This is a genomic window from Pseudomonas sp. GW821-FHT04C07 (assembly GCF_059420325.1).
The window spans coordinates 100,776-124,923 of sequence record NZ_JBWKTM010000014.1 but is presented as its reverse complement, the minus strand read 5'-3'; the positions used below and the strand labels follow the sequence as shown (position 1 = coordinate 124,923).

Genomic DNA, 24,148 nt, shown 5'->3' with positions numbered 1-24,148 from the left:
ACCCACAGGACTCTTGCATGAAAACCACGGTCAGCGCCCTTGAGGGCAATCGCCTTAACCTGTTTATCGATGGTCGGTTCGTCGCCCCCACCAGCGATACCTGGATCGACAGCTTCGACCCCACCACCGGCCAGGCCTGGTATCAGTTCGCCCAGGCAGATGCCAGCGACGTGGACCATGCCGTCGCGTCGGCCCAGCGCACTTTCAACGACCCGCAATGGCGCAACCTGACGCCCACTGCGCGGGGCAAATTGCTCTATCGCCTGGCCCAACTGGTGGCGGAAAACGCCGAAGCCCTGGCCCTGCTGGAAACCCGCGACAACGGCAAGCTGCTGCGGGAAATGCGCGCCCAGATGAGCGCCCTGCCGGACGCCTATACCTACTTCGCCGGCATGGCTGACAAGCTGCAAGGCGAAACCATCCCGGTCAACAAGCTCAACCAGCTCAACTACAGCACCCGAGAACCCTTGGGCGTGATCGGCATGATCACCCCTTGGAACTCGCCGCTGATGCTGCTCACCGGCACCCTCGCGCCATGCCTGGCCATCGGCAATACCGTGGTGATCAAACCGTCCGAGCATGCCAGCGCCTCCACCCTGGCCTTGGCCGAACTGGTGATCGAAGCCGGCTTCCCGGCAGGCGTGGTCAACGTCGTCACTGGCAATGGTGTGGTCACCGGCGATGCCCTGACCCGCCACCCAGGCATCGCCAAATACGTGTTCACCGGCAGCACCGACACCGGGCGGCGCATCGCCGGCAATGCGGCGAACAACCTGGTGCCGTGCCAGATGGAACTGGGCGGCAAGTCACCCCACGTGGTGTTTGCCGATGTCGACATCGATAAGGCGGTCAACGGCGTGGTCTCTGGCATCTTCGCCGCGGCCGGGCAAAGTTGCGTCGCCGGCTCGCGCTGCTTTGTCGAAGCGCCGATCTATGACAGGTTCGTTGAAGCCCTGGTGGCCCGTACCCAGCGCATCAACGTCGGCCACCCCATGGAAGAACACACCGATATCGGCCCGCTGGCGCTGCAAGCCCAGTTGCAAAAACTGGAGGGTTACATCGCCAGCGGCGTGAAACAAGGCGCGCAGGCGGCCATCGGTGGCAAACGCCCCACCGCCTCGCACCTGTCCGAAGGCTGGTACTTCGAACCTACCGTGATGGCCAACGCCACCAACGACATGCCCTTCATGCGCGACGAACTGTTCGGCCCCGTGGTGGGCGTCATGCCGTTCACCTCGGAAGAACAGATGATCAGCCTGGCCAACGACACCTCCTACGGCCTGGCCTCGGGGATCTGGACCCAGAACATCGATCGCGCCATGCGCTTCGCCAATCGGATCGACGCCGGCACGGTGTGGATCAACACCTACCGCAGCGCCGCCTACATGTCTGCCAATGGCGGCTTCAAGCAGAGCGGTTATGGCCGTCGCGGGGGCTTTGACGTGATGCGCGAGTTTTCCCGGGCCAAGAATGTGGTCATCGATTACTCCGGCGAGATGCAGGACCCCTTCGTCATTCGCCTGCGCTGATCAAGCCTTCGTTATTCAAGGAGCTACCCATGAAATTTGCCGTGTCGTTGAGCATGGAACGTTTTTCCCCCGACGTGCCCATGCAGACCGTAATGGCCAACCTGCTGGAACTGGCCACGATCGCCGATGAAGGCGGCTTCGAAACCCTGTGGACTTCGGAGCACCACACCCTCGAATGCACCATCGCCCCCAACCCGTTCCAGACCCTGGTGTGGCTGGGCCAGCACACCCAGCGCATTCGCCTGGGCACCGCGACCCTGGCAGCCGCCTATTGGCACCCGATCCGCCTGGCGGGCGAAGCGGCGCTGTGCGATCACCTGACCAACGGACGCCTGGAATTCGGCATTGCCCGCGGTTCCTATCAGTATGAATTCGACCGCATGACCCCCGGCCTGCAACAGCAGGAAGGCGTGGGCTATATGAAGGAACTGGTGCCGGCGGTGCAAAAGCTCTGGGCCGGGGATTACGCCCATGACGGCCACTACTGGAAGTTCCCGCAGACGGCCGCTGTGCCCAAACCGTTGCAAAAGGATCACCCGCGCATCTGGGTCGCCGCTCGGGATCCGGGCACCTTCGACTGGGCGGTGGGCATCGGCGCCAACATCCTCTCCACCCCACTCTCGGCACCGGCCGCTGAAATCGCCGTGCTGGGGGAGAAGTTCAACAAGGCCGTGGCCGACAATCCCCATGTACCGCGTCCGCGCTTCATGATGCAGCGCCGTACCTGCGTGTATGCCAAGCCAGAAGATTGGGAGTTGCCCGTGCGCCACAGCATGGACTTTGGCCGCGCCTTCGAAAACCTGATGCAGAACGTCGGCACCGTGCACAACGGTTTCCCTGAAGCCGTGCCCTTTGAAAGCGTGCGGGGCAAGGAGAATTACAACCCGGAAAACCTGCGGCGCAACCTGATGTTCGGTACCCCGGACGAGATCATCGAGAAGTTGCTCGATTACGAAGCCGCCGGTGTCGACCAGTATTGCCTGGGCCTGACCTTCAACCTGCCGTTCGAATTGCAGAAGCAGACGCTGCGCCTGTTTATCGATGAAGTGATGCCGGTATTCGCCGAGCGCGAGCGCGCCAAACGTCGCGAACAGGTCACGGGGTAAGCGCCATGAGCGACACACAACGATTCAGCGTGGCCAACGTCACCCTCAACTATCGCCTCGATGGCCAGGGACCGCGCCAGCTGGTCTGCATCCACGGTGTCGGCTCACGCCTTGAGGCCTGGCGCGATGTGGTGGAGCTCTTGAAAGAGTACTTCACCATCCTGACCTTCGACCTGCGCGGCCACGGGCTGTCATCCCGCACCCAGGGTCGTTATGAAATCGATCACCTGGTGGGTGAAGTCCTGGCCCTGGCCGAGCATGTCGGCTTCAAGCGCTTCGACCTGGCCGGCTTCTCGTTGGGTGGGCTGATCGCCCAACGCCTGGCCCTGACCCATCCGGCACGGGTTCAGCGCCTGGTGCTGCTGTCGACGGTCGCCGGGCGTAACGCTCAAGAGCGCGAACGGGTGCAAGCCCGCCTGGCGGCCTTGCAAGCCGGTGAGCCCGTCGCGCACTACGAAGCGTCGCTGTCGCGCTGGCTGACCGAGGACTTTCAAGCGCGCAACCCTGAAGCCGTCACCCGCTTGCGCCAACACAATGCCGACAACGACCCGGGCTGTTACGCGGCGGCGTATCGGGTGCTGGCGGAGTCGGACTTCGGCGAACAGCTATCGCAGATCCGCTGCCCGACGCTGATTGCCACGGGCGCTGACGATGCGGGTTCCAACCCGAGAATGGCCGCGTTCATGCACGAACGCATCAAAGGCTCACACCTGAAAATCCTGCCGGGGTTGCGCCACTGCATTCTGATCGAAGCGCCAGAACAGGTGGCTTTGATCATGCGCGACTTCCTGGTTGATTCGGAGACACATCATGGATAAGTCATTGCAGGCCCAAGGTGAAACGGTTCGCCGCCAGGTCCTGGGTAACGCTTACGTCGACCAGGCCCTGGGCAAGGCCGACGATTTTTCCCGGCCCTTCCAGGCCGTGCTCAACGAGTACTGCTGGGGCATGGTCTGGACCGACGACGCCCTGGACCTCAAGCAACGCAGCCTGCTGAACCTGGGCATGCTGGCGGCGCTGGGCCGGATGGACGAGTTCGGCACCCACTTCTGTGGCGCCATACGCAACGGCCTCAGCGACGAGGAGCTGCGCGCCGCGCTGGTACAGATCGCGGTGTACTGCGGCGTGCCGGCGGGTGTCGAAGCTTTTCGTGTCGCCCGCAAAGCGCGGGAAACCATGAGTCAGGAGGAGCAATCGTGATTTTGCGACCGACTGACGCCTCTCTCTTGCACTCGCCACGCCGCTCATGCTGTAAGTGCCATCGCACAACAACAAGAAATTTTTGAGACTGCACCTTTGCGTCACTAACACCTGAATGACCCTGACTGCCAGTAGCCCAAAAATTTCTATTAATGAAGTTTTCCGCAGATTGCAAAATAACAATTGGAGGCAATTGGTGAGCGAACGACTGAAGATTGAGAACCTCTACAAAGTCTTTTCCTCTTCGCCAGACAGAGCCATGCAGCTCTTGACGGCCGGGGTCAGCAAAGACCGAATCCTGGCCGAGACCGCCACCGTGGTCGGCCTCAATAACGTATCGCTGTCCATTCCCAGTGGCGCGATCTACATGATCATGGGCCTGTCCGGCTCGGGGAAATCCACCCTGGCACGCTGCATCAATCGCTTGAACGAACCGACGGCGGGCAAGATTCTGCTCGACGGTGAAGACCTGCTGACCTTGAACGAAAAAGAGCTGCGGGAAGTCCGACGAACGCGCATCTCCATGGTGTTCCAGCACTTCGCGCTGCTGCCGAACAAAACCGTGATCGAGAACACCGAGTTCGGCCTCAAGCTGCGAGGCATTCCTGCGGCCCAGCGGCGTAAACGCGCCGAGGAAGTCCTGGCAATCGTCGGCCTGGCCAAGTGGGCCGATCACCATCCCCATGAACTCTCCGGCGGGATGCGCCAGCGGGTCGGCCTGGCCCGTGCCCTCACCACCGACGCCGATGTGTTGATCATGGATGAAGCCTTCAGCGCCCTCGATCCGCTGATTCGCACGGAAATGCAGGACGAGTTGCTGCGCCTGCAACGGACCCTGAAGAAAACCATCCTGTTCATCACCCACGACTTTCAGGAAGCCCTGAAGCTGGGCACGCGCATTGCGATCATGGCCGACGGCCAAGTCGTGCGCGAGGGCACGCCCCAGGAAATCGTCATGGACCCCGGCAGCGACTATGTGGCCGCGTTCACTCGGGAGGTGGATCGCTCCCGGTTGTTTGATGCCCGCTCGATCATGGAAACCGCCGACACCCTGCTGGTACAGGGCGACACCCGCATTGTCGGCAGTGAGAGTTCCGGCGCGTTCGTCCTCAATGCCAGCGGCAAAGCGGTCGGCGTGCTGGATTCAGGTGCGCTGCTGGCCATCGGCGGCGGTGCCGATGCCCTGCAACGCCTGTCGACTCAGTTTGTCAGCGTGCGGGCCAACGCCAAGCTGGTGGAAGTGGCACGTCAGCTCAAACCAGGCCTGCCGGTGGCCGTGGTCGATGGCGAGGGGCTGTTTGTCGGCACCCTGAACACTGCCCACATTCTCGATTGTATCGCCAGCGTCCCGTCCCATCGCCCATCCGCTGCGGAGGTTGCACACCATGCTTAGTTCAGAAGACCTTGCTGTTTTCCCCGTGGACCAATGGATCAGCCAGGGCGTCGAATGGCTGGGCATTCATTTGCGGCCAATGTTCCAGGCGATTCGCTGGCCGGTGGAACACCTGCTGGCGTTGAGCGACAGCGTGATCCACGCCATTCCCTTCCCGATCATGGTGCTGCTGATGTTCCTCGTGGCCTACCGCGCCGCGAGCCTGGGGGTGGCGCTGTTCAGCGCCGTCGCCCTGGTGATCATCGCCGCCCTGGGTGTGTGGGACGAGGCCATGACTACCTTGTCGCTGATCACCACGGCAATTGTGATCTGCATGCTCATCGGGATTCCGGTGGGCGTCTGGTGCGCCCGCAGCGAACGGGTCTGGGGCGTGATGCGGCCGATCCTCGACATCATGCAGACCACGCCGACCTTCGTGTACCTGGTGCCAGTGGTGATGCTGTTTGGCGTGGGCACCGTATCAGGTGAAGTGGCGGTGGTGATTTCCGCCTGCCCGCCGCTGATCCGCTTTACCTACCTGGGCATCCGCATGGTGGAAACGGAACTCGTTGAAGCCGGCCAGGCCTTTGGCGCCGATCGCCAGCAATTGCTCTGGGAAATCCAGTTGCCCCTGGCGATCCCGACCATCCTCGGCGGCCTCAACCAGACGGTCCTCACGGCCATGGTGATGTCGGTGGTGGTGGCGATGATCGGCGCCGAAGGCCTGGGCTTGGTGGTATTGCAAGGCCTTGGGCGCATGGACGTGGGCCGGGCGGCGGTGGGCGGGATCGCCATTGTGCTGCTGGCGATGATGCTCGACCGCATCACCCAAAACCTGGCGCAACCGACTCCGCGCAAACGCAAATCGCTGTTCAAGCGACTGCTCAATCCGCGTCCGGTCAACGCATAAGAAAAAGAAAAAGAAAAAGAAAAAGAAAAAGAAAAAGAAATCATGAATGCCAGTTATTGACTGCCAACCCTTAACCATAACGAGAAAAAGAAAGAGGAAATCATGATGCGTCCATTCAAAGCCTTGCTTGGATTTGCAGCAACGTTGTCCCTGGTGGGCCTGGCCTGCACGCAGGTGTTGGCCGAGGACCTGCCGGGCAACGGCAAGACCATCCGTTTTGTGCAGTCGGAAAGCACCGGCGGCAACTACGTCATCACCAAAATCGCCATCGAAGCCAGCAAGCGCCTCGGTTACGCGACCAGGTTGAGCACCGTCAACACCACGCTATTTTTCCCGGCGGCGGCCCAGGGCGACCTGGACCTCTCGATGGACGTGACCCTGCCCCAGCTGCAACCCAGCTTTGACAAGGTCAAGGACCGTATCGAGGTGGTGGGCAGCGGCTCCATCACCGGCGCCGGCTACAACGGTTACATGATCGACAAGAAAACCGCCGACGCCTACCACATCACCAGCCTGGAACAGTTGAAAGACCCGAAGATCGCCGGGCTGTTCGGCAAGAACGGCAAGGCTGACCTGATCAGCTGCGATCCGGGTTGGGGCTGCGGCGATGTGGTCGACTATCAGCTCGACAAGTTCGGCCTCAAGGCCACCGTCAACCCGGTGCGCGGCAAATATGAAGCGCTGATGTTCGAAAACGTCGCCCGTCTCAAGCGCGGCGAGCCGGTATTTTTCTATGCCTGGGCGCCGTCGTGGATGACCAACACCATGGTGCCGGGCAAGGACGTGGTATGGCTGCCGACACCGTTCGATGCCTTGCCTGGCAATGTACCGAGCACAGTTTCGGCGTTGACCCCAGGGGTGGCCGGTTGCGCCGGCGGCGCCGACCCTTGCCGCATGGCCATGGCCGCATGGAACTGGTACGCGATCGGCAACAAGCAATTTATCGCTGCCAACCCGGCCGTCAAGGCCTTGGTGGATCAGATGACATTCTCCCAGGCAACCTGGAGCTACTGGGAAAAAACCATCAGCCAGGATGGCTCCAGCGAAAGCAATATTCGCAAGTTGGCTGATGACTGGATGAGTGAGAACAAAGCGACGATGGATGGGTGGGTTGCCATGGCCAAAGCCGCTAAATAGACCCGGATACCTTGTGGTGAGGGGGCTTGTCCGCTCACCACAAAAACCTCTGTTTGACGGCCTGCAATCAGAAAAAAACCGCTGCCGTCCCCCCGCCAAACCTCCAATCCCCGCTACCGCCCTGCCCTAGCATGTTCCCACTCAGACGATTTGGAGTGAACGCCATGACCTACAAACATCCGCTACTGTTCAAAGCCCTGTGCTACGTCGACGGGCATTGGGTCCACAGTGACAGCGGCCGCAGCATCGCCGTGCATGATCCGGCAAACCAGAAGTTGATTGGCCATGTGCCCCTGCTCGACCAACCGCAGATTGTCGCGGCGGTCGACGCGGCACACCGGGCGTTCGGGACCTGGCGCGAATTGAGCCTGGATGCTCGCGCCACAATTCTGCGGCGTTGGGCCGCGTTGATCCTTGAGCACCAGGAGGACCTCGCGCGCATTCTCAGCCAGGAGCAAGGCAAACCCCTGGCCGAATCCCGCGGCGAAATCGCCTACGCCGCAAGCTTCATTCCCTGGTTCGCCGAAGAAGCCCGACGCCTCTATGGGCATAACATTCCCAGCCATATCCCCGGCGCGCACCTGGGCACCGTCAAGGAACCGGTGGGCGTGTGTGCACTGCTGACCCCCTGGAATTTCCCGTCGGCAATGATCACCCGCAAAGCGGCCGCCGCACTCGCCGCCGGTTGCACGGTGGTGATCAAGCCGGCCCATGAAACGCCGTATTCGGCCTTTGCCCTGGCGCAGTTGGCGGAAGAAGCGGGCTTCCCGGCGGGCGTGTTCAACGTGGTGCTGGGCGAGCCGCAAATGGCCATGCAAACCCTGGTTCAGGACAGTCGCGTGCGCTCGGTCAGCTTCACCGGCTCGACCCGGGTTGGCAAGTTGGTCCTGCAAGCAGCGGCCCAGGATGTGAAGAAGGTGTCGCTGGAACTGGGCGGCAATGCGCCGTTCATTGTCTGCGCCGATGCCGATCTGGAACTGGCGGTAAAAGTCGCGGTAGAGGCCAAGTTCCAGAGCTGCGGCCAGGATTGCTGCGCGGCCAACCGGATCATGGTTGAACGCTCGATTTACCCGGCTTTCCTCAGCCGCTTTGCTGCCGCCGTGCGTGAACTGCGGGTCGGCCCGGCGCTGATGGGCGAGCAAGAGCAACACATCGACATCGGCCCGCTAATGCACCAGGCCGCCTTCGATGTGACCGCCGAGCGGGTGGCTGACGCGCTGCAACAGGGCGCGCAACGTCTGGTGGGCGGCGAGGCTCACGCCCTCGGTGGATTGTTCTATCAGCCGACGGTACTGGCCGACGTCACGCCGCAGATGCGTATCTACCGCGAAGAAAACTTTGCGCCAATCGCCGGGGTGATGCCGTTCGACACCCTTGAGCAGGCCATCGAAATGGCCAACGACACCGAATACGGTCTGGCCGCCTACATTTGTTCCAACCGCCTGGACCTGATCTACCCGCTGATCCGCCGACTCGACCACGCCATGGTCGCGGTCAACGGCGTCAAATTCACCGGCCACCCCATCCCGTTCGGTGGCATGAAAGCCTCGGGGCTGGGCCGTGAAGGCGGCACCGAGGGCTTCGAAGCCTTTGTCGAATCCAAATATTTTTGTCTGCACCATCAAGGCCAGTTCTAAGGAGATCCGCTATGAATCAAGAACTCGAATCGTTGTTCGAACAAGACCGTGCGCATTTCATGCACCCCTCGACCCATGCCCATGACCACGCCAGCGGCGCGCTCAAGGGACGTATCATCAAGAGTGCATCAGGTATCCGCATTCGCGACTATGAAGGGCGCGAATACATCGACGCCTTTGCCGGGCTGTATTGCGTGAACATCGGCTACGGCCGCACCGAAGTCGCCGACGCCATCTACAAGCAGGCCAAGGAACTGGCCTACTACCACACCTACGTCGGCCATTCGAGCGAGGCGATCATCGAGCTGTCGAGCCGCATCATGGACTGGGCGCCTGAAGGGATGAAAAAGGTCTATTACGGCCTGTCCGGTTCCGACGCCAACGAAACCCAGATCAAACTGGTGCGCTACTACAACAACGTGCTGGGGCGGCCGCAGAAGAAGAAAATCATCTCCCGTGATCGCGGCTACCACGGCTCGGGCATCATGACCGGCAGCCTGACCGGGCTGGCGGCGTTCCATCAGCATTTCGACCTGCCTTCACCCTGCGTCAAACACACCGTTTGCCCCCATTGGTACCGCAAGGCCCCGGCCGGTATGGACGAGGCTGCATTCGTCCGCTATTGCGCCGACGAGCTGGAGAAAATGATCCTCGCCGAGGGCCCCGATACCGTCGCCGCGTTCATTGGCGAACCGGTCATGGGTACCGGCGGCATCGTGGTCCCTCCCGCCGGTTACTGGGCGGCGATTCAAGCGGTGCTGAACAAATACGACGTGTTGTTGATCGCCGACGAAGTGGTCTGCGCCTTCGGCCGCCTGGGCTCGAAGATGGGCAGCCAGCGCTATGGCATGCATCCGGACCTGATCACCACCGCCAAGGGCCTGACCAGCGCTTATGCACCGCTGTCGGCGGTGATCATCGGCGAGAAGGTCTGGAGCGTGATTGAAAAGGCTTCAACCAATGAAGGCGCCATGGGCCATGGCTGGACCTACTCCGGGCACCCGATCTGCGCCGCGGCCGCCCTGGCCAACCTCGACATCCTGGAACGGGAGAACCTCACGGCCAATGCCGAGCAGGTCGGCGGCTACCTGAACCGCCGCTTGCGCGAAACCCTGGAAGGCCACCCGCTGGTGGGCGAAGTGCGCGGCGACGGCATGCTCGCCGCCGTCGAGTTCATGGCCGACCGTGAGCAACGCACGCCGTTTGACGCCGCCTTGAAAGTCGGCCCGAAAGTCTCGGCCGCCTGCCTCGAACGCGGCATGATCGCCCGGGCCATGCCCCATGGCGACATCCTGGGCTTCGCGCCACCGCTGATCCTGACCGAGGAAGAAGCGGACCTGATCGTCGACATCACCAAGAGCGCGATTGACCAGGTCGCCGGTGAAGTGCTGGGCTGATGAGCCTCCTGTAGGAGCAGCCGGTCGACGCTCGATTGGCTGCTCCTACACCGTACGCGTCTGGAGTTCGTTCACGATGCACAAGCTTGATCGTTATGACCTGAAAATCCTGCGCATCCTCTCCGAGGACGGACGCATCACCAAGTCGAACCTGGCCGAGGCGATCAACCTGTCGGTGACGCCGGCCTGGGAACGTGTGCGCAAGTTGGAAAGCGCGGGCCTGGTGAAGGGTTACCGCGCCTTGATCGACTGGAACCAGGTGTTCAAGAGCCAACAGTTACTGGTGGAAATCACCCTGGCACGTCACACGGCACAGGACATGCGCCGCTTCGAACAGCGCATGACCGACGCTGCCGAAGTGGAGTTCTGTTATGCCACCGGCGGCGGCGTGGATTACATCGCAATGATCCGGGCGCCGGACATTGATCAGTACCAGCGCTTTATCGATCAGTTGCTACTGGAAGACCTGGGCATCGAGCGCTACTTCACCTACATCGTGACCAAGACCATCAAGACCGGCGGGGCGTTGCCAGCTCAGGCGTTGAACCTTTTACCTTCCAGTGACTAATGCCAGGCGACAGGCCAACCCCAGGAAAACCACACCCAGCAATTGATCAAGGCGCCTGGCTACCCGCAAATTGCCCGTGATCCGGCTTCTGAGCCTGGTCGCCAACACCTTAATCCGGGTCACGATGAGTTGCTCACCAGCCCCTGCCTGAAAATATCCGCCGCGCCCTTCAGCTCAATTCGCGTTCCCGGATGAGCTTCTTATTGATCTTCCCGACGCTGGTTTTAGGGATCTCGGCGACGAACTTGAACTGCTTGGGGATCGCCCATTTGTTGATACGGCCACGCTCGACAAACGCTTGCAGGTGCGCCTCGAAGAAGCCGCCCTAGAGATGTTCAGGTTGGCAAAACAACGCGGGGATACAGAGCTTCTGGAGGCAATGGAGACGATCGAAAGGTTGCATGAGCAGGCTGATCGGCTGACTGCGTACGCGTATGAGGTGAAGGTGGGAAGGATTGTGCGGGGCAGGCCGGAATAGATGACGCGGGGGGAATTTGTAGGGAAGTCCTGAAGCAAGACCTCCCCTGCACGAATGCCAGAAACGGCACAAAGGCAGAATGAATAAATAGCCTCTGATTGTCGTTGAAGACTACAGAATGCTCGGCATCCGCCTACAGTACAGGAATGAACCGCGGTGTTTGCGGACTGCACTGAAAATGAATGGAGTCCATATATGACCCTCTCAACATCGAACCCAGTTGCGCGCAAGTTATCGGTAGCTCTCGCTCTCGTATTGTCAACAACCCTCGCTGGTTGTGCCACTAACAAAGACTTTTACGCCAAAGGGGGAAGCCGAGCTGATGGCGTCGTTGATATGGCGTATGACTTCCAGCAGTTTGAGACCCCTGTGGTTCGAGTCGAGCAAGCCCAGAGTATCGCTAAATCGAAATGCGCGAAGTGGGGTTACACCGATGCAGAGGCATTTGGAGGAAAAACCCAGCACTGCAGCCAGATGAATGGCTACGGCACCTGCATTGCAGGTCAGATAGTTGTCCAATACCAATGCTTGGGCAACCTCAACACCTCCAGCCCTTCCGCTACACCGGCCACCACCGCGCCCGCTGCCGCTACTGCAGCAACTTCTGCTCCGGGCGGGCCGCTCAGCAAGGACCAGTGGAAGCTGCAGCAAATTCAGCAGTTGAACAAATCTGGACCGTCGTATGAGGAGTACCAAAAGCGGTACCGGGCGATCATCGAGCAATAACACCCCCCCTTCGGCGCTACCGCCCGAGCCCTTCTGGCCCGGAATACGCGAGAGCTGCACTCAGGCGTCGAGGGATTTGCAGGAGGTCGTTTGGAAATTCAATCCTCCAGGGAAGTTCGAGCAAATGAAGATCTGAGGCCCGGCCCAGTGCCAGGCCTTTTGCTGTGAGGTACCCTCCCATCTTAAGCCGATAAGAGGAGATATTTATGGTTCGGGGAATGCTGATTCTTTCTTTAATGCTGTGGCTGCCGGGATGCAGTGACTCCGGACCATGGGATGGGCCTGCCGGCACAAAGATGGGTCTGAAGAAAGGTCAGATTGAAAAATATGCCGTGCTTGAGGCTTCCGGTTCGAACGATACAGGGGCCACTATATATTCATCAAAGCAATCTCCATCCATGAAGGCGCAAGCGGACTCGTACAGATACGTTTTTAGCGGAAAAGGTGATTTATGCCTGGTCCAGCTGCTCTTCGATGATGTGAGTCAAACGGCCTCTCCAGCTATTCTGGAACTTAAATCCAAATACGGAGTGCCCGTGAAGGATGACAAGGTCCCCCGGGGCGTTGTCTGGTCAGCGGATAAGTACAAGCTAGGCGACGACCTGATAGAGATTTCCAGCGAATTTTTAGGCTCTGAGCCAAATGTCTCGGCAATTGTGAGCTTCTCCTATAGAAATATAGATGAGTGCAGAAAGAAGAAAGGGTAACGACACAGAGTATCCAGGCCCTCCTGGCGCGGGCTTTTCGTATCTGCCCTGTCATGCCTTCGTCACACCTGCCGAGCACAATGCGGTCAGCCAAAAGGATTTGGCCCCATCTATAGAGAGCCCGCCGAACGCGGGCTTTTTCGTTTCTGCCTCGCGCCCCCCCCCTTCCGATCTACACCTGCTTGAGCCCCATCATGGTCAGGGTTCCTTGTCCTTTCGATCAGAACTGCGCTGCTTCCAGCTCGTAGAGGCATTCGCTGCCGGCCTTGACCGAAGCACTCAACGAGTGGATGCGCGGCAGCAGGCGGGCGAAGTAGAAGCGCGCGGTGCCCAACTTGCTGGCGTAGAAGTCATCCTCGGCCTGTTTGCCCATGGCCGCCTTGGCCATCAGTGCCCACATGTAGGCATAGGCGGTGTAGCCGAATACCTGCAGGTACTCGACCGAGGCAGCGCCAATTTCGTTGGAATTGTTCGTGGCCCGATCCAGCAACCATGCGGTCAGTTCGTCGAGGGTGTCCACGGCGGCGTTCAATGGCTTGCAGAATTCGCCGAGGTCGGCGCGGGCGTTAGCGGTGAAATTGCGAATTTCGGCAGCGAACAAACGCTGGAGCGCCCCGCCGCTTCCGACTATTTTGCGCCCGGCCAGGTCCAGTGACTGGATACCGTTGGTGCCTTCGTAGATCTGGGTGATGCGCACATCGCGAACCAATTGCTCCTGGCCCCATTCGCGGATGTAACCGTGGCCGCCGAAGATCTGCTGGCCGTGCACCGTAGTTTCCAGCCCCATGTCGGTGAGGAACGCCTTGGCCACTGGGGTCAGCAGCGACACCAGCTCCTGGGCGCGGGCGCGGGTTGCCGCGTCATCACTGTACCTGGCGGTATCCAGTTGCAGGGCCACATAGCTGGAAAACGCCCGCCCGCCTTCGTTCAAGGCCTTCATGGTCAACAGCATCCGCCGTACATCCGGGTGCACGATAATCGGATCGGCAGCCTTGTCCTTGTTCTGCTCGCCCGTCGGCGAACGGCTTTGCAGACGGTCACGGGCGTATTCGACCGCGTTCTGGTACGAACGCTCACCCAATGCCAACCCCTGGATACCCACCCCCAGGCGCTCGTAGTTCATCATGGTAAACATCGCGGCCAGGCCCTTATTCGGCGCATCGACGATCCAGCCGGTCGCCCCGTCAAAGTTCATCACGCAGGTAGCGGATGCCTTGATGCCCATCTTGTGCTCGATGGAACCGCAGGACAGCGCGTTGCGCTCACCCAGCGAGCCATCGGCATTGACCAGCACCTTGGGCACCAGAAACAGTGAAATGCCCTTGGGGCCGGCTGGTGCATCCGGCAGTCTGGCCAGCACCAGGTGAATGATGTTTTCGGTCAGGTCGTGCTCACCACCGGTAATGAAAATCTTGCTGCCGCTGATCGTGTAGCTACCGTCGGCCGAAGGCTCGGCCCTGGTGCGAATCAGGCCCAGATCGGTACCCGCATGAGCCTCGGTCAGGCACATCGAACCGGTCCAGACACCGGCGTACATGTTCGGCAGATAACGTTCCTTGAGCGCCTGGCTGGCATGGGCATTGATCGACAGGCATGCCCCGGCGGTCAGCATCGGGTACAGACCGAACGACAGGCTGGCGGAGTTGACCATTTCCTCAACCTGGGCCGAAATGGCCTTGGGCATCCCCATGCCACCGAACTGCGGGTCGCCGCCGACACCCACCCAACCGCCTTCGGCGAACGCTTGGTAAGCCGTGACAAAACCTTCCGGGGCTTTGACTGTGCCGTTGCTCCAGGTGCAACCTTGTTCGTCGCTGCTGCGGTTCAGCGGCGCGACCACTTCGGCACTGATCTTGCCGGCCTCTTCAAGGATCGCTGCGGCCGTCTCTTCATCGATCACCTCGGCCAGGCCAGGTAGTTGGGCCCATAGCCTGGACACCTCAAAGACCTCATTGAGTACGAAGCGCATGTCGCGCAAGGGGGCTTTGTAATCAGACATAGTTGGCTTACTCAGGAGTTGTCAGGGCATGAGGCATGCCCGGACTTTGGGATATGCAGGTTTCACCGGCTTGCGCCACGAGGGCATCCGGAACAGGGCGACGCTCCAGCGACGCCCCCCGCAGCAGGAAATACGACAGGGCAGGAATCAGAATCAGGGCGCCGAGCATGTTCCACAGGAACATGAAGGTCAGCAGGATGCCCATGTCCGCCTGGAATTTGATCGGCGACCAGACCCAGCACACCACGCCGGCCGCCAGCGTGATGCCCACCAGGCCCACTACCCGGCCGGTAAACGACACGGCGTTGCGGTAGGCCTGAGCCAGCGGCAGACCCTGGCGCTGGTAATGCAACTGCACGCTGAGCAGGTACAACGCGTAGTCCACACCGATCCCTACGCCCAGCGCGATCACCGGCAGGGTCGCCACTTTCACGCCAATGCCCATGACCACCATCAATGCCTCGCAGAGGATCGAGGTCAGCACCAACGGCAACAGCGCAACCAACGTGGCGCGCCAGCTGCGGAAGGTCATCAGGCAGAACAGCGTCACCGCTGCATAGACGTAGAGCAGCATGGTGCGATTGGCCTCGCGCACCACAATGTTGGTTGCCGCTTCGATGCCGGCGGTCCCGGCGGCCAACAGGATATGGCGATCATCACTGCTGTTTTCCCGGGCAAAGGTGTCGGCAATCCCCACCACGGCATCCAGGGTCTCGGCCTTGTGGTCCTTGAGAAAGGCAATCACCGGCATCAACGAGCAGTCGGTATTGAACAACTCCGGGGAGTTGACCGAGGCTTGCTGCGCGGCATAGTTCAAGACGTCCTGGTTGCGCTGGATACTGTTGAGCTTGGGATTGCCCTCATAAGACCCAGCTGTAATCTGGCGCACGGCATTGACCAGCGAGGCCGTCGCCTGCACCCCCGCAGACTGCTGCAGTTCCCAGGCCAGGCGGTCGGCGAGGATCAGCGTCTGGTAGTTCAGACAGCCTTCGGGCGGCGTCTTGATCATCACCGCGAACAGGTCGCTGGATAACGCGTAGTGACTGGTGATGTAGGCGTTGTCGCGGTTGTAACGAGAGTCGGCACGCAACTCGGGAGCACCACTCTGCAGATCACCAATCTTCAGTTGCAGGCTGATCACAAAGCCGCAGATACCCATCAGTACCGCGACCAATACCGCACCTGTGGCCCACTTGGCCGTGGTGAAGCGGTCGAGCAAGTCCCACAGTTTGCCAAAGCCCTTGTGCCCGTCCGCACGTGTATCGATTTTCAGTGAGCGCTCGGCAGCCCTGGAACCGACGCCTACATAAGACAGTGCTACCGGCATCAGCAACAGCGAGGTGAAGATCAGTACCGCAACACCGATACTGGCGGTGATGGCCAGGTCCTGGATCACCGGTATGTCGATCAGCATCAGCACGGCAAACCCGACTGCGTCGGCCAGCAGCGCGGTGACGCCGGCAATGAACAGACGGCGAAAGGTGTAGCGTGCAGCGATCAGCCTGTGGGTGCCACGGGCGATGTCCTGCATGATGCCGTTCATCTTCTGCGCCGCATGGGACACACCGATGGCGAAGATCAGGAAAGGCACCAGGACCGAATAGGGATCGATGGCGTAGCCCAACCAGGCGACGATGCCCAGTTGCCAGATCACCGCGATCAGCGAACAGCCCACCACCAGCAGCGTGCTGCGCACACAGCGAGTGTAGAAAAAAATGATGACCAGCGAGGTGACCACGGCCAGGCCGAAGAACATCATCACCTGAATCAAACCGTCAATCAGGTCGCCCATCAGTTTGGCGAAACCGATCACCCGCACTTTGTACTGGCCCTTGCCCTCTGCCCCGGCTTTGCGGGCGGCGCTGTCACCGGCGAACTCGATCTTGTCGCGCAGCTGCTCTTCAAGCATCTGCGAGAATTCGTGGTAGTTGATGCGCTGGCCACCGGCCCCGGCCTTGTCCAGCAGCGGTACGATGAGCATGCTCGACTTGAAGTCACTGGCCACCAGGCTGCCCACGATTCCGGCGCGGCTGATGTTCTGGCGCAGCTGCTCGATGTCCGCGGGCAAACCCTGATAGGTACCGGGCATCACCGGGCCGCCCTGGAAGCCCTCCTCGGTGACTTCGGTCCAGCGCACTCCAGGACTCCACAGCGACTTCATCCAGGCGCGGTCGACGCCTTCGGTGAGGAATAGCTGGTCGTTGACCTGCTTGAGTACCTCCAGGTAGCCGGGGTCGAAAATATCGCCCTGGGTGTTCTCGACCACCACCCGCACCGAGTTACCCAGGCCGCGCAACGACTGGCGATTCTCCAGGAAATTCTGGATGTACGGCTGGCTCTGCGGAATCATCTTCTCGAAGCTGGGGCGCAGTTCCAGACGGCTCACCGCCATATAGCCCAGCACCAGGGTGACCAGTGTCATGAGCAGCATGAACAGCGGGCGGTAGTTGAACACCAGCCGCTCCAGCCGGTTGCCGGAACACCGATCGAAGTCACGCAGATCGCGGATCACCGGCATGCTGTCTTGCTTGATATTGCCCATGTCTGGGTTCTCGCTCTAAATTTTCGAGGTCTTATTTGACGGACAATGCCTGTGCGCCACGGCTACCCACCACCACCAGCGAACCATCGGCGGCCAGGGTGGCACCGGCCACGGGTGACGGGTCTTGCTGCGGCAGCAACTGCAGCCGTGTACCGCCGGCCTGGCTAATCAGCGTGTGTCCGGCCTGGGTGAATAGCTCGTACTGACCCTGGGCATTCACGATGGCTGCAGTGATGCTGACCTGCAGGCCGCTAGTCAGTTGGCTCCAGTGCTCGCCGCCATCGGTGCTGCGCAACACATTGCCGCGCAGGCCGTAGGCGATCACTTCACCAGGCTTGCCGACGACGCCGAAGTAGCTGCCCTGATAGGGCGTTTGCAAGGCCGCGAAACGCTGCCGGGCCTCATCCCACTTGAGCAGCAGGCCCTGTTCGCCGGCGATGTACAGCGCATCGCCGGTCGAGGCGATGGCGTTGAGGTGAAAGCCCTGCGGGTTGTCAGTGCGATCCTGAAAAGGTGTCCAGCTCTGGCCACCATCCTCGGTACGCAGGATCAGGTTGAACACACCGACCACATAGCCAAGCTTGTCGTTGGCGAACCACACATCGAGGAACGGCTTGTCGGCGCCCTGCTCGACCAGACGCTGACCTTCAGCGAGCAGCAGAGACCATTGCTCGTTGGCCGGCTCGGCACTGGCCAGCGCCGCATAATGCTTGACCAGCAAGGCACCTATCTGGCGCCCGTCGAGCTGCTTGCGCCAGGTGACGCCGGCATCGCTGCTGTGCAGTACCACGCCATCGTTGCCGACCGCCCAGCCCTGCTCGGCAGAGGGGAAAAACACCGCATTAAGATCGCTGCTGAGCGGGACGCTGGCCTGCAGCCAGTGCTTGCCTGCGTCATCGGAATAAAGAATATGGCCACGCTGGCCAACGGTGACCAGGCGCTCACCGGCGCGAGCGATGCCGATCAAGGGGCTACGCACGGCCAACGCACTCGGCCTGGCCGGCAGATCCAGCACATCCACATAACTGGCCGCTTGAGCGACACCCTGCAACAGCGCCAGCATCGAGCACAGCAGCGCCAGCTCAAACTTTTTCAAGAAACCCATACCGCACCTTCCAGGAAAACGACACCGCGAAGCACCTGAGGTGCAACCCGGCGTCGGAGTCGGTAACCCAGGATGAACGGCACTCACGCCGTCGATCTTCCAGTCACTCTGCCGGGGGACGACAACCGGTCGCCCCGGACTTTTGTCACCTGCCGCTTAGCGGATACCGGACCCCGCCAGGGCCTCCGGCGACCACTGCGCCTTCGACAGTGGGTCGATGTACTTGATGCCGCCGTACGGGCCCGCGATGCCGTTGATGTTGTAGGTGCCGCCCACCAGGTCGTAGATCATGAAAGCCGAGGTATCGGGGACCTGTTTGTCGTAACTCTGACTGAGGAAGGCGAAGCCGCCACGGTAGAGCTTGCCGCTCGAGTCATACTGGTCAGAGGCCAAAGCGATCCAGCTGTCTTCATCCAGGTAGAAACGGCGCTTGTGGTAGATGTGTCGCGCACCGGCCTTGACAGTGCCCTCCACCACCCAGACACGGTGCTTCTCCCAGCGCACATAGTCGGGAGCGATATGGTTGGGGGTCGTCAGCACCTTTGAGTCCTGAGCGTAGGTCAGCTTGTAGGTGTTGTAGGGCACTATCATTTCCTGCTTGCCCACCAGCTTCCAGTCGAAGCGGTCCAACGCGCCATTGAAGACGAATGTATCGTCGTAAGTATTGGTACCGGCAGTACCAGGGTTAGGCGTGTCATAGGCCAGGTCCGGCGCCAGCTTCACCCGACGCTGGCCAGGCAGGTACTGCCAGGCCTTGCGTGGCTGGGCCAACGGGTTGGCAGAATCCTTGAGCATGATCGCCTCTCCCGCACGACGCGCGGGACCGGTGTAATACAGCTTCATCTGGTAGAAGATGTCAGTGCTGCTGATCGGCTTCGACATGTTTTCGTAGATCGGATAGTTCATGAACGCCAGAGCAGTGGTGGACAGTGTCGGCACACCCGAAGCATCAACGTTCCAGGAGTCATACTTGGTGCTGAGATTGACCCCCAGGTAACGCAGCAGGTGGTTCCACATGGCCTCACTGCCCGACTGCGGAATCGGGAACGGCACGCCGGGCAGTACGTTATCGATGGACAGGCCGCCGTCGAGGGACTTGGCACCGGTGGCGTTTTTCAGGCTGTTGTCCAGCACCGCCTGGGGCAGAGCCACAGTACGGTGGGTCGGATAAACATCGATGCGGTAACTGGGAAAGCGCTTGGCCAGCTCCACCGTGGTGGCCGTCAACAGACCCTTGTACTGGTCGACGTTCTTGCCATCGATAACCAGCACCGGCTTCTCGTCGACAAAGGGGTTCGGACGCATGCTGTCGCCGGGTTTGAAACTGGCTGGCGGGGTGGTCAGCCCGCCTTTGTAGGCTGGAATCGAACCATCGGCATTGCCCGCCATCTCGGCGCCTACACCGGTAAGGCTGGTGCCCAGCCTGGCCGCTTCCTGAACCGATACACCCGCCTGGGCCTGACCGGCAATGACGGCCACCAGGGAGGCTGCCAGCACGCTACTTGGGAATCTCATCTGAATTCTCTCCACTTGTTTTTGTAATCCGAGCGTCAATCAGAAGGTGGTTTTGAACGAGGCCGTGACCATCCCGCGGTCCTTCAGCAGCGGCGCCAGGCCTGCCTGCGAAGTGATCTGACCGGGGATGCACTGGTACAGGCCGTTAGCACCGGGGGTGTTGTTGTCAGTACCGCTATTGCAGGTATCGAAGGGACCAAAAGCGTCCACGTACTTCAGGTCGAACTTGTACTTCTGATAGACGTCGGCAGCGATGCCTACGGAGTAGCTACCGGCGCCCTCGTTGCCACCCAGCTGGATGGCAGAGTTGCCCTTGAGACCGACGTTGTAGGCCACTGGCATGGACAGATCGACACCCGGGAACACCTGGAACCAGGTCGGAGTGAAGTTGGCAGCGATGGTGTATGCATTGGTGTCGACCTTGTCGACGCCCCTGTAGCTGGAATCGCCCTTGAAGGTCTGCTTGCCGGCCTGATTGACGCTGACCAGATGGGTCATGGCACCTTCCACGGCCAAGGAGGAAGCATCCCACAACGGAGTCCTGCCAAAAGTCACCAGGCCATTGAGTACCACGTGGAAAGTCTTGCCACGGGCCAGCCCGGTATCACCTTTGCCCGGCACGGCACCGATCAGGTTGGCGCCGTTGATCTGGCCCTGGCCAGCCTCAGCACTCAATGGCCCGTTGATGGTGCTGAAATTGCTCACCAGCGGCATGTTCTCGCGATAGTTCAGATCGAGACCGACGCTGACCGGACCCACACTCTTCGACAGACTGATGCCATAGATATCGATGTCATCGGCGTAGGCGCTGAAGTATTCAGTGCCCTGGAGACCCGCCAGGCCAGGCTTATTCAGGTTAGGCGCATTGATCAGCACTGCCGGCAAGGTGTCCGAGGTGTTGCGGTAGTAGAAGCCCAGGGTGCCATCCAGCCATTCCGGACTCCACTTGGCCATCAGCCCGAAGTCGCCGGAATTGCGCGGTTTGATATCATGGCCACGCGGCGCGCCGAAAAAGGCACCATTCCCAACCGTCGGCAGTGGCAACCAGAAGACTTTCCCTCCATCGTTCAGCATGTCATAGGCCCCCATGTAGGTCCCCCCCTCGGGCAGACGGGAGTTCTGATACGCCAGGAAGTACTGAGCGCCCAGCGTCAGCTCTGGATTGACCGTGAACGACATGGAAATCTGGTTGCGCGGCAGGAACAGTTCCTTGGTTTCGGTGCCCGGCACGTTATACAGCTTGGCAAGGTCCAGGCCTGCCTGACCGTAGTTGATACCGTTGGCCGCGTTGAACAGGGTCTCGCCCCAGTACACGTTGTGCTTGCCGAGCTTGACGCTGAACATCGACTCCTCGCCGATCTCGGTGCTGTAGAACACAAAGGCATCGAGGATTTCGCCGGAGGGGCCGTTGTAATAACGATCGGTATAACCGCTCAGCCCATGCGTCTGTGCAACGTGGCCGTTCAGCGAATTGCCAGCAGGATTCGCTGAAACCAGGTTACCCGCGTTGCCCGCCTGTCCTGGAAAAGCGTTGGAATTGGAACCTGCGTTGTCATAGGCATGGTCATACCAACTCGCGCCGCTGACACGAAAGCCCATTGTCCTTTGGTAGACAACATCCAGCTCGGTCAGCAGATCGACCCGCTCAGTCACCGCTCGACCGACACGAAAGTTCTTGTCGCCGTCGTTGAGGTTGGAGGTGTTGGCGATCTTCGAGTTCTGACCTTCCACCCGTTGGCCATAACTGGTCTTGAGGGTGTTATCGAAGCGCACGGCCCAGTCTTCACTGCCAGTGTTGAACTCAAAGGCATGGGCGGCCGGCATGCAGGCCAGCAGCATAGCCGTGACGGGCAGGCTGCGCTGAAAGTAGCTGTGACTTGTTGGGTTGTGCATTACGTTGTCTCCGTTTTTTTGTTTTTTTTGTTCTAACAACGGCTCACATCCGGGTAAGGCGGCGATGCGAGTGTCTTTCAGGCACCGTTACTCAGGTGCTTACTTCCTTTCCTCCAGGGTGAGGTGAGCCAGGCTCGTCGCGCCTAGCGATCCAATGTGCGGATAAAGGCTTCAGCCTGCGGCCATTCGCCGTAGCCGGCGGCCGGGTTGAGATGGCCTACAGCGCCGAGATTGACCAGTTCACTGCCCCAGTTGCGGGCCATTTGGGTCACGGCCTCCAGGCTGGCAAGGTGATCGTTGGTGCTGCCGGCCACCAGGCTGCGGAACGGCAGCGGGCCTTGGGGTAGAGGATCCCAACCATTGGTACGAAGAGTTTCAGCGGATGGGTAGCCTTGCGGCCAGCTGGCATCGAGATCCGGTGGAGCGGCCAGCAGAGCACCCTTGATCGGACGACTGTGCCGCGCAGCCCAGTGCGCGACCATCAACACGCCGGCACTGTGGGCCACCAGAATCACCGGCCCTTCGATCTGCTCCAGTTCGTGCTGGATCGCCCGGACCCGCGCAACGCAGTCCAGCTTGTCGGCTTCAAGTGGCGGGACACTGCGCACCTTGCTCAATCTGGCCTCAAGCAACGTTTGCCAATGCTCGGCAACGTGCTCGCGCAGGCCCGGTACGATCAGAACGGTTGCGGCAGTTTGCAGTTTGTCCACGTCAACACCTTCGCTTTCTCGATGACTCGACTGGCTCATTCGCCAGAAGCTTTTTGTAGTGCTGACATTAAAGAGCCCTCACTCGACGCGCTTTTCATTTGACGTCAGTCGCTTTTCTTTTGATGACAGATTTCGAGGCGTTGAAGTGACTCTTGCGCGGGTCGAAAAAACCCTCGAGGTTGCTCCAGGTCACGGTATTCAATGCTTGAGGGTGGATTGACCCCATGAGGCAGTCATGAGCCGATACAGGAATGGGTGAACCACATCGTTCAGGGCATAACTTTTCATTTCATGACTTGCTGGATATAGTCAGTCACGCTCATTTCCACCGGAACTACTCCAGGAAAGACCTCTGCATGACTAAGCTTGTTCGCGCCGCCGTCTTGACCAACTACCTGGAAGTCACCCAGTACCTTGGGTTCAATCCGCACGATTTGCTGGCGAGCGTCGGCCTGAGCAAGACCCAGCTACAAGCCCCCGAACAACGTATTCCGATCGATGCAGCCGTGCGCCTGCTGGAGGATTCGGCCGCCGCCAGCGGATGCCAGAGTTTCGGCCTGAGCATGGCCGAATCGCGCCAGCTCTCGGACTTCGGTGTCGTCAGCCTGCTGCTCAGCCACCAGCGCACGCTGCGTGATGCCTTGCAGGTCGTGGTGCATTACCGTCATCTGATGAACGATTCGCTGGCCATCTTCATTGAAGAGGCCGGCAAGATGGTGATCATTCGCGAGGAGGTGGTCACCGATTCACCGATGCCCTGCCGACAAGCCACTGAGCTGGCAATCGGGGTGATGTTCCGCCTGTGCGCCGCCTTGCTCGGTACACACTGGCACCCCTACAGCGTCAACTTCACGCACCAGCCCCCGGACAACCTGCACCTGCATCGCCGCCTGTTCGGCTGTAACCTGGAATTCGGCAGCGAGTTCAATGGCATTGTCTGCTCCGACGCCAGCCTCGACATGACCAATCCCCATGCCGATCCGGCCATGGCGCGCTACGCCCAGAGTTACCTCGACTCGCTGCTCAGCCACGAAGGACCATCGATGCTGTTCGAGGTGCGCAAAGCCATCTACCTGCTGTTGCCGATGGGGCGCGCCACCATCGAGCAAATCGCCCAGACCCAGGGCATGAACGTTCGGACCCTGCAGCGCCGCCTCAAAGGCGACGGCTGCGCCTTCAACGACCTGATCAACGACGTGCGTCGCGATCTGGTGCTGCGCTACCTGGAAAACCCGAATTACTCGCTGGGCCGGATCGCCGACATGCTCGGCTACTCCATGGCGAGCTCCTTCACGCGCTGGTTCATCACCCAGTTCGGCATGCCGCCGGCAGCCTGGCGCAGCGCGCAAAAACACGCCGCTGCCAGAGCACAGATTGACCCGACCACCCTGCCCGGCCCCACAGCACCCTGACCCCTGAACCGACGGAGATGGAGGCTGGAATTTCAACAAAAAAAAAACGGCGACTGCTGGTACAGTCGCCGCGAAAGAACCCGTGTTTGTGATACCGGCCCAGAGCATTACTGCGCCGAGGAACCAATGCAGTGCAGCCCTCCGTAGCAGCTGGCGAAGCCTGCGTCCGGCTGCGTAGCAGTCGTAAAAACTGAGTGCGCGGTTT

The 24,148-nt window shown here is 60.4% G+C and carries 19 protein-coding genes and 1 pseudogene; 13 read left to right on the top strand and 7 right to left on the bottom strand.

Features of this window, described 5'->3' with window-relative positions; genetic code table 11:
- Positions 1 to 17: 17 nt before the first annotated feature.
- The 10 genes from AC07UI_RS23675 to AC07UI_RS23630 all read left to right on the top strand — a co-directional run bounded on the left by AC07UI_RS23675 (position 18) and on the right by AC07UI_RS23630 (position 10,856).
- A complete protein-coding gene (locus tag AC07UI_RS23675) occupies positions 18 to 1,529 on the top strand; it encodes an aldehyde dehydrogenase (RefSeq protein ID WP_494994781.1) in 1,512 nt (503 codons plus the stop codon).
- A 29-nt stretch (positions 1,530 to 1,558) separates the two neighbouring features.
- Positions 1,559 to 2,635 carry an LLM class flavin-dependent oxidoreductase gene (locus tag AC07UI_RS23670; protein ID WP_494994780.1) on the top strand — a complete coding sequence of 359 codons (1,077 nt, stop codon included), beginning with the start codon at positions 1,559 to 1,561 and terminating at the stop codon, positions 2,633 to 2,635.
- A gap of 5 nt (positions 2,636 to 2,640) precedes the next feature.
- On the top strand, positions 2,641 to 3,453 hold the full coding sequence (locus AC07UI_RS23665; RefSeq protein WP_494994779.1) for an alpha/beta fold hydrolase: 813 nt from the start codon (positions 2,641 to 2,643) through the stop codon (positions 3,451 to 3,453).
- On the top strand, positions 3,446 to 3,835 hold the full coding sequence (locus tag AC07UI_RS23660; protein ID WP_494994778.1) for a carboxymuconolactone decarboxylase family protein: 390 nt from the start codon (positions 3,446 to 3,448) through the stop codon (positions 3,833 to 3,835). Before AC07UI_RS23665 ends, AC07UI_RS23660 begins: the two co-directional genes overlap by 8 nt.
- Positions 3,836 to 4,031: 196 nt before the next feature.
- Positions 4,032 to 5,228, top strand: coding sequence for a quaternary amine ABC transporter ATP-binding protein (locus tag AC07UI_RS23655; RefSeq protein WP_494994777.1), 1,197 nt, complete (start codon positions 4,032 to 4,034; stop codon positions 5,226 to 5,228).
- Positions 5,221 to 6,117 carry an ABC transporter permease gene (locus AC07UI_RS23650; protein WP_494994776.1) on the top strand — a complete coding sequence of 299 codons (897 nt, stop codon included), beginning with the start codon at positions 5,221 to 5,223 and terminating at the stop codon, positions 6,115 to 6,117. The genes AC07UI_RS23655 and AC07UI_RS23650 overlap by 8 nt, the downstream gene beginning before the upstream one ends.
- Before the next feature lie 102 nt (positions 6,118 to 6,219).
- Positions 6,220 to 7,254 (top strand): glycine betaine/L-proline ABC transporter substrate-binding protein ProX, encoded by a 1,035-nt coding sequence (proX, locus tag AC07UI_RS23645; RefSeq protein ID WP_494994775.1) that lies wholly within the window; start codon positions 6,220 to 6,222, stop codon positions 7,252 to 7,254.
- Between the two features lie 164 nt (positions 7,255 to 7,418).
- On the top strand, positions 7,419 to 8,891 hold the full coding sequence (locus AC07UI_RS23640) for an NAD-dependent succinate-semialdehyde dehydrogenase (RefSeq protein ID WP_494994774.1): 1,473 nt from the start codon (positions 7,419 to 7,421) through the stop codon (positions 8,889 to 8,891).
- Between the two features lie 11 nt (positions 8,892 to 8,902).
- Positions 8,903 to 10,288, top strand: coding sequence for an aspartate aminotransferase family protein (locus tag AC07UI_RS23635; protein ID WP_494994773.1), 1,386 nt, complete (start codon positions 8,903 to 8,905; stop codon positions 10,286 to 10,288).
- A 76-nt stretch (positions 10,289 to 10,364) separates the two neighbouring features.
- Positions 10,365 to 10,856 carry an Lrp/AsnC family transcriptional regulator gene (locus tag AC07UI_RS23630; protein ID WP_494994772.1) on the top strand — a complete coding sequence of 164 codons (492 nt, stop codon included), beginning with the start codon at positions 10,365 to 10,367 and terminating at the stop codon, positions 10,854 to 10,856.
- A gap of 169 nt (positions 10,857 to 11,025) precedes the next feature.
- Here the strand turns inward: AC07UI_RS23630 and AC07UI_RS23625 are convergent.
- Positions 11,026 to 11,169 (bottom strand): annotated as a pseudogene (locus tag AC07UI_RS23625) (hypothetical protein); the annotation flags it as partial.
- 360 nt (positions 11,170 to 11,529) lie between these two features.
- Here AC07UI_RS23625 and yecR point away from each other — a divergent pair.
- Positions 11,530 to 12,060 carry a YecR family lipoprotein gene (yecR, locus tag AC07UI_RS23620; RefSeq protein ID WP_494994771.1) on the top strand — a complete coding sequence of 177 codons (531 nt, stop codon included), beginning with the start codon at positions 11,530 to 11,532 and terminating at the stop codon, positions 12,058 to 12,060.
- Positions 12,061 to 12,278: 218 nt separating this feature from the next.
- Entirely contained in the window at positions 12,279 to 12,767 is a 489-nt protein-coding gene (locus tag AC07UI_RS23615) for a hypothetical protein (RefSeq protein ID WP_494994770.1), read from the top strand.
- A 220-nt stretch (positions 12,768 to 12,987) separates the two neighbouring features.
- On the opposite strand, the gene AC07UI_RS23610 is transcribed toward AC07UI_RS23615, so the two are convergent.
- From AC07UI_RS23610 to AC07UI_RS23585, 6 genes are all read right to left on the bottom strand, one after another.
- The gene (locus AC07UI_RS23610) at positions 12,988 to 14,766 is read right to left on the bottom strand and encodes an acyl-CoA dehydrogenase C-terminal domain-containing protein (RefSeq protein ID WP_494994769.1); all 1,779 of its coding nucleotides are present in this window, start codon (positions 14,764 to 14,766) and stop codon (positions 12,988 to 12,990) included.
- Between the two features lie 7 nt (positions 14,767 to 14,773).
- On the bottom strand, positions 14,774 to 17,308 hold the full coding sequence (locus AC07UI_RS23605) for an efflux RND transporter permease subunit (protein ID WP_494994768.1): 2,535 nt from the start codon (positions 17,306 to 17,308) through the stop codon (positions 14,774 to 14,776).
- Positions 17,309 to 17,339: 31 nt separating this feature from the next.
- Positions 17,340 to 18,413 carry a WD40/YVTN/BNR-like repeat-containing protein gene (locus tag AC07UI_RS23600; protein WP_494994767.1) on the bottom strand — a complete coding sequence of 358 codons (1,074 nt, stop codon included), beginning with the start codon at positions 18,411 to 18,413 and terminating at the stop codon, positions 17,340 to 17,342.
- Between the two features lie 156 nt (positions 18,414 to 18,569).
- Entirely contained in the window at positions 18,570 to 19,928 is a 1,359-nt protein-coding gene (locus tag AC07UI_RS23595; RefSeq protein WP_494994766.1) for a DUF1329 domain-containing protein, read from the bottom strand.
- Between the two features lie 39 nt (positions 19,929 to 19,967).
- Positions 19,968 to 21,821 carry a DUF1302 domain-containing protein gene (locus AC07UI_RS23590; protein WP_494994765.1) on the bottom strand — a complete coding sequence of 618 codons (1,854 nt, stop codon included), beginning with the start codon at positions 21,819 to 21,821 and terminating at the stop codon, positions 19,968 to 19,970.
- A gap of 143 nt (positions 21,822 to 21,964) precedes the next feature.
- Positions 21,965 to 22,531 (bottom strand): RBBP9/YdeN family alpha/beta hydrolase, encoded by a 567-nt coding sequence (locus tag AC07UI_RS23585; protein ID WP_494994764.1) that lies wholly within the window; start codon positions 22,529 to 22,531, stop codon positions 21,965 to 21,967.
- A 356-nt stretch (positions 22,532 to 22,887) separates the two neighbouring features.
- Here AC07UI_RS23585 and AC07UI_RS23580 point away from each other — a divergent pair, with 356 nt between their 5' ends.
- On the top strand, positions 22,888 to 23,943 hold the full coding sequence (locus AC07UI_RS23580) for an AraC family transcriptional regulator (protein WP_494994763.1): 1,056 nt from the start codon (positions 22,888 to 22,890) through the stop codon (positions 23,941 to 23,943).
- The last annotated feature ends 205 nt before the right edge of the window (positions 23,944 to 24,148 follow it).

What these genes read in the sequence shown, in the direction of transcription:
- AC07UI_RS23675 (WP_494994781.1), top strand. Translation starts at nt 18, where the DNA reads ATGAAAACCACGGTCAGCGCCCTTGAGGGCAATCGCCTTAACCTGTTT.
- AC07UI_RS23670 (WP_494994780.1), top strand. Translation starts at nt 1,559, where the DNA reads ATGAAATTTGCCGTGTCGTTGAGCATGGAACGTTTTTCCCCCGACGTG.
- AC07UI_RS23665 (WP_494994779.1), top strand. Translation starts at nt 2,641, where the DNA reads ATGAGCGACACACAACGATTCAGCGTGGCCAACGTCACCCTCAACTAT.
- AC07UI_RS23660 (WP_494994778.1), top strand. Translation starts at nt 3,446, where the DNA reads ATGGATAAGTCATTGCAGGCCCAAGGTGAAACGGTTCGCCGCCAGGTC.
- AC07UI_RS23650 (WP_494994776.1), top strand. Translation starts at nt 5,221, where the DNA reads ATGCTTAGTTCAGAAGACCTTGCTGTTTTCCCCGTGGACCAATGGATC.
- proX (WP_494994775.1), top strand. Translation starts at nt 6,220, where the DNA reads ATGATGCGTCCATTCAAAGCCTTGCTTGGATTTGCAGCAACGTTGTCC.
- AC07UI_RS23640 (WP_494994774.1), top strand. Translation starts at nt 7,419, where the DNA reads ATGACCTACAAACATCCGCTACTGTTCAAAGCCCTGTGCTACGTCGAC.
- AC07UI_RS23635 (WP_494994773.1), top strand. Translation starts at nt 8,903, where the DNA reads ATGAATCAAGAACTCGAATCGTTGTTCGAACAAGACCGTGCGCATTTC.
- AC07UI_RS23630 (WP_494994772.1), top strand. Translation starts at nt 10,365, where the DNA reads ATGCACAAGCTTGATCGTTATGACCTGAAAATCCTGCGCATCCTCTCC.
- yecR (WP_494994771.1), top strand. Translation starts at nt 11,530, where the DNA reads ATGACCCTCTCAACATCGAACCCAGTTGCGCGCAAGTTATCGGTAGCT.
- AC07UI_RS23615 (WP_494994770.1), top strand. Translation starts at nt 12,279, where the DNA reads ATGCTGATTCTTTCTTTAATGCTGTGGCTGCCGGGATGCAGTGACTCC.
- AC07UI_RS23610 (WP_494994769.1), bottom strand. Translation starts at nt 14,766, where the DNA reads ATGTCTGATTACAAAGCCCCCTTGCGCGACATGCGCTTCGTACTCAAT.
- AC07UI_RS23605 (WP_494994768.1), bottom strand. Translation starts at nt 17,308, where the DNA reads ATGGGCAATATCAAGCAAGACAGCATGCCGGTGATCCGCGATCTGCGT.
- AC07UI_RS23600 (WP_494994767.1), bottom strand. Translation starts at nt 18,413, where the DNA reads ATGGGTTTCTTGAAAAAGTTTGAGCTGGCGCTGCTGTGCTCGATGCTG.
- AC07UI_RS23595 (WP_494994766.1), bottom strand. Translation starts at nt 19,928, where the DNA reads ATGAGATTCCCAAGTAGCGTGCTGGCAGCCTCCCTGGTGGCCGTCATT.
- AC07UI_RS23590 (WP_494994765.1), bottom strand. Translation starts at nt 21,821, where the DNA reads ATGCACAACCCAACAAGTCACAGCTACTTTCAGCGCAGCCTGCCCGTC.
- AC07UI_RS23580 (WP_494994763.1), top strand. Translation starts at nt 22,888, where the DNA reads ATGACTAAGCTTGTTCGCGCCGCCGTCTTGACCAACTACCTGGAAGTC.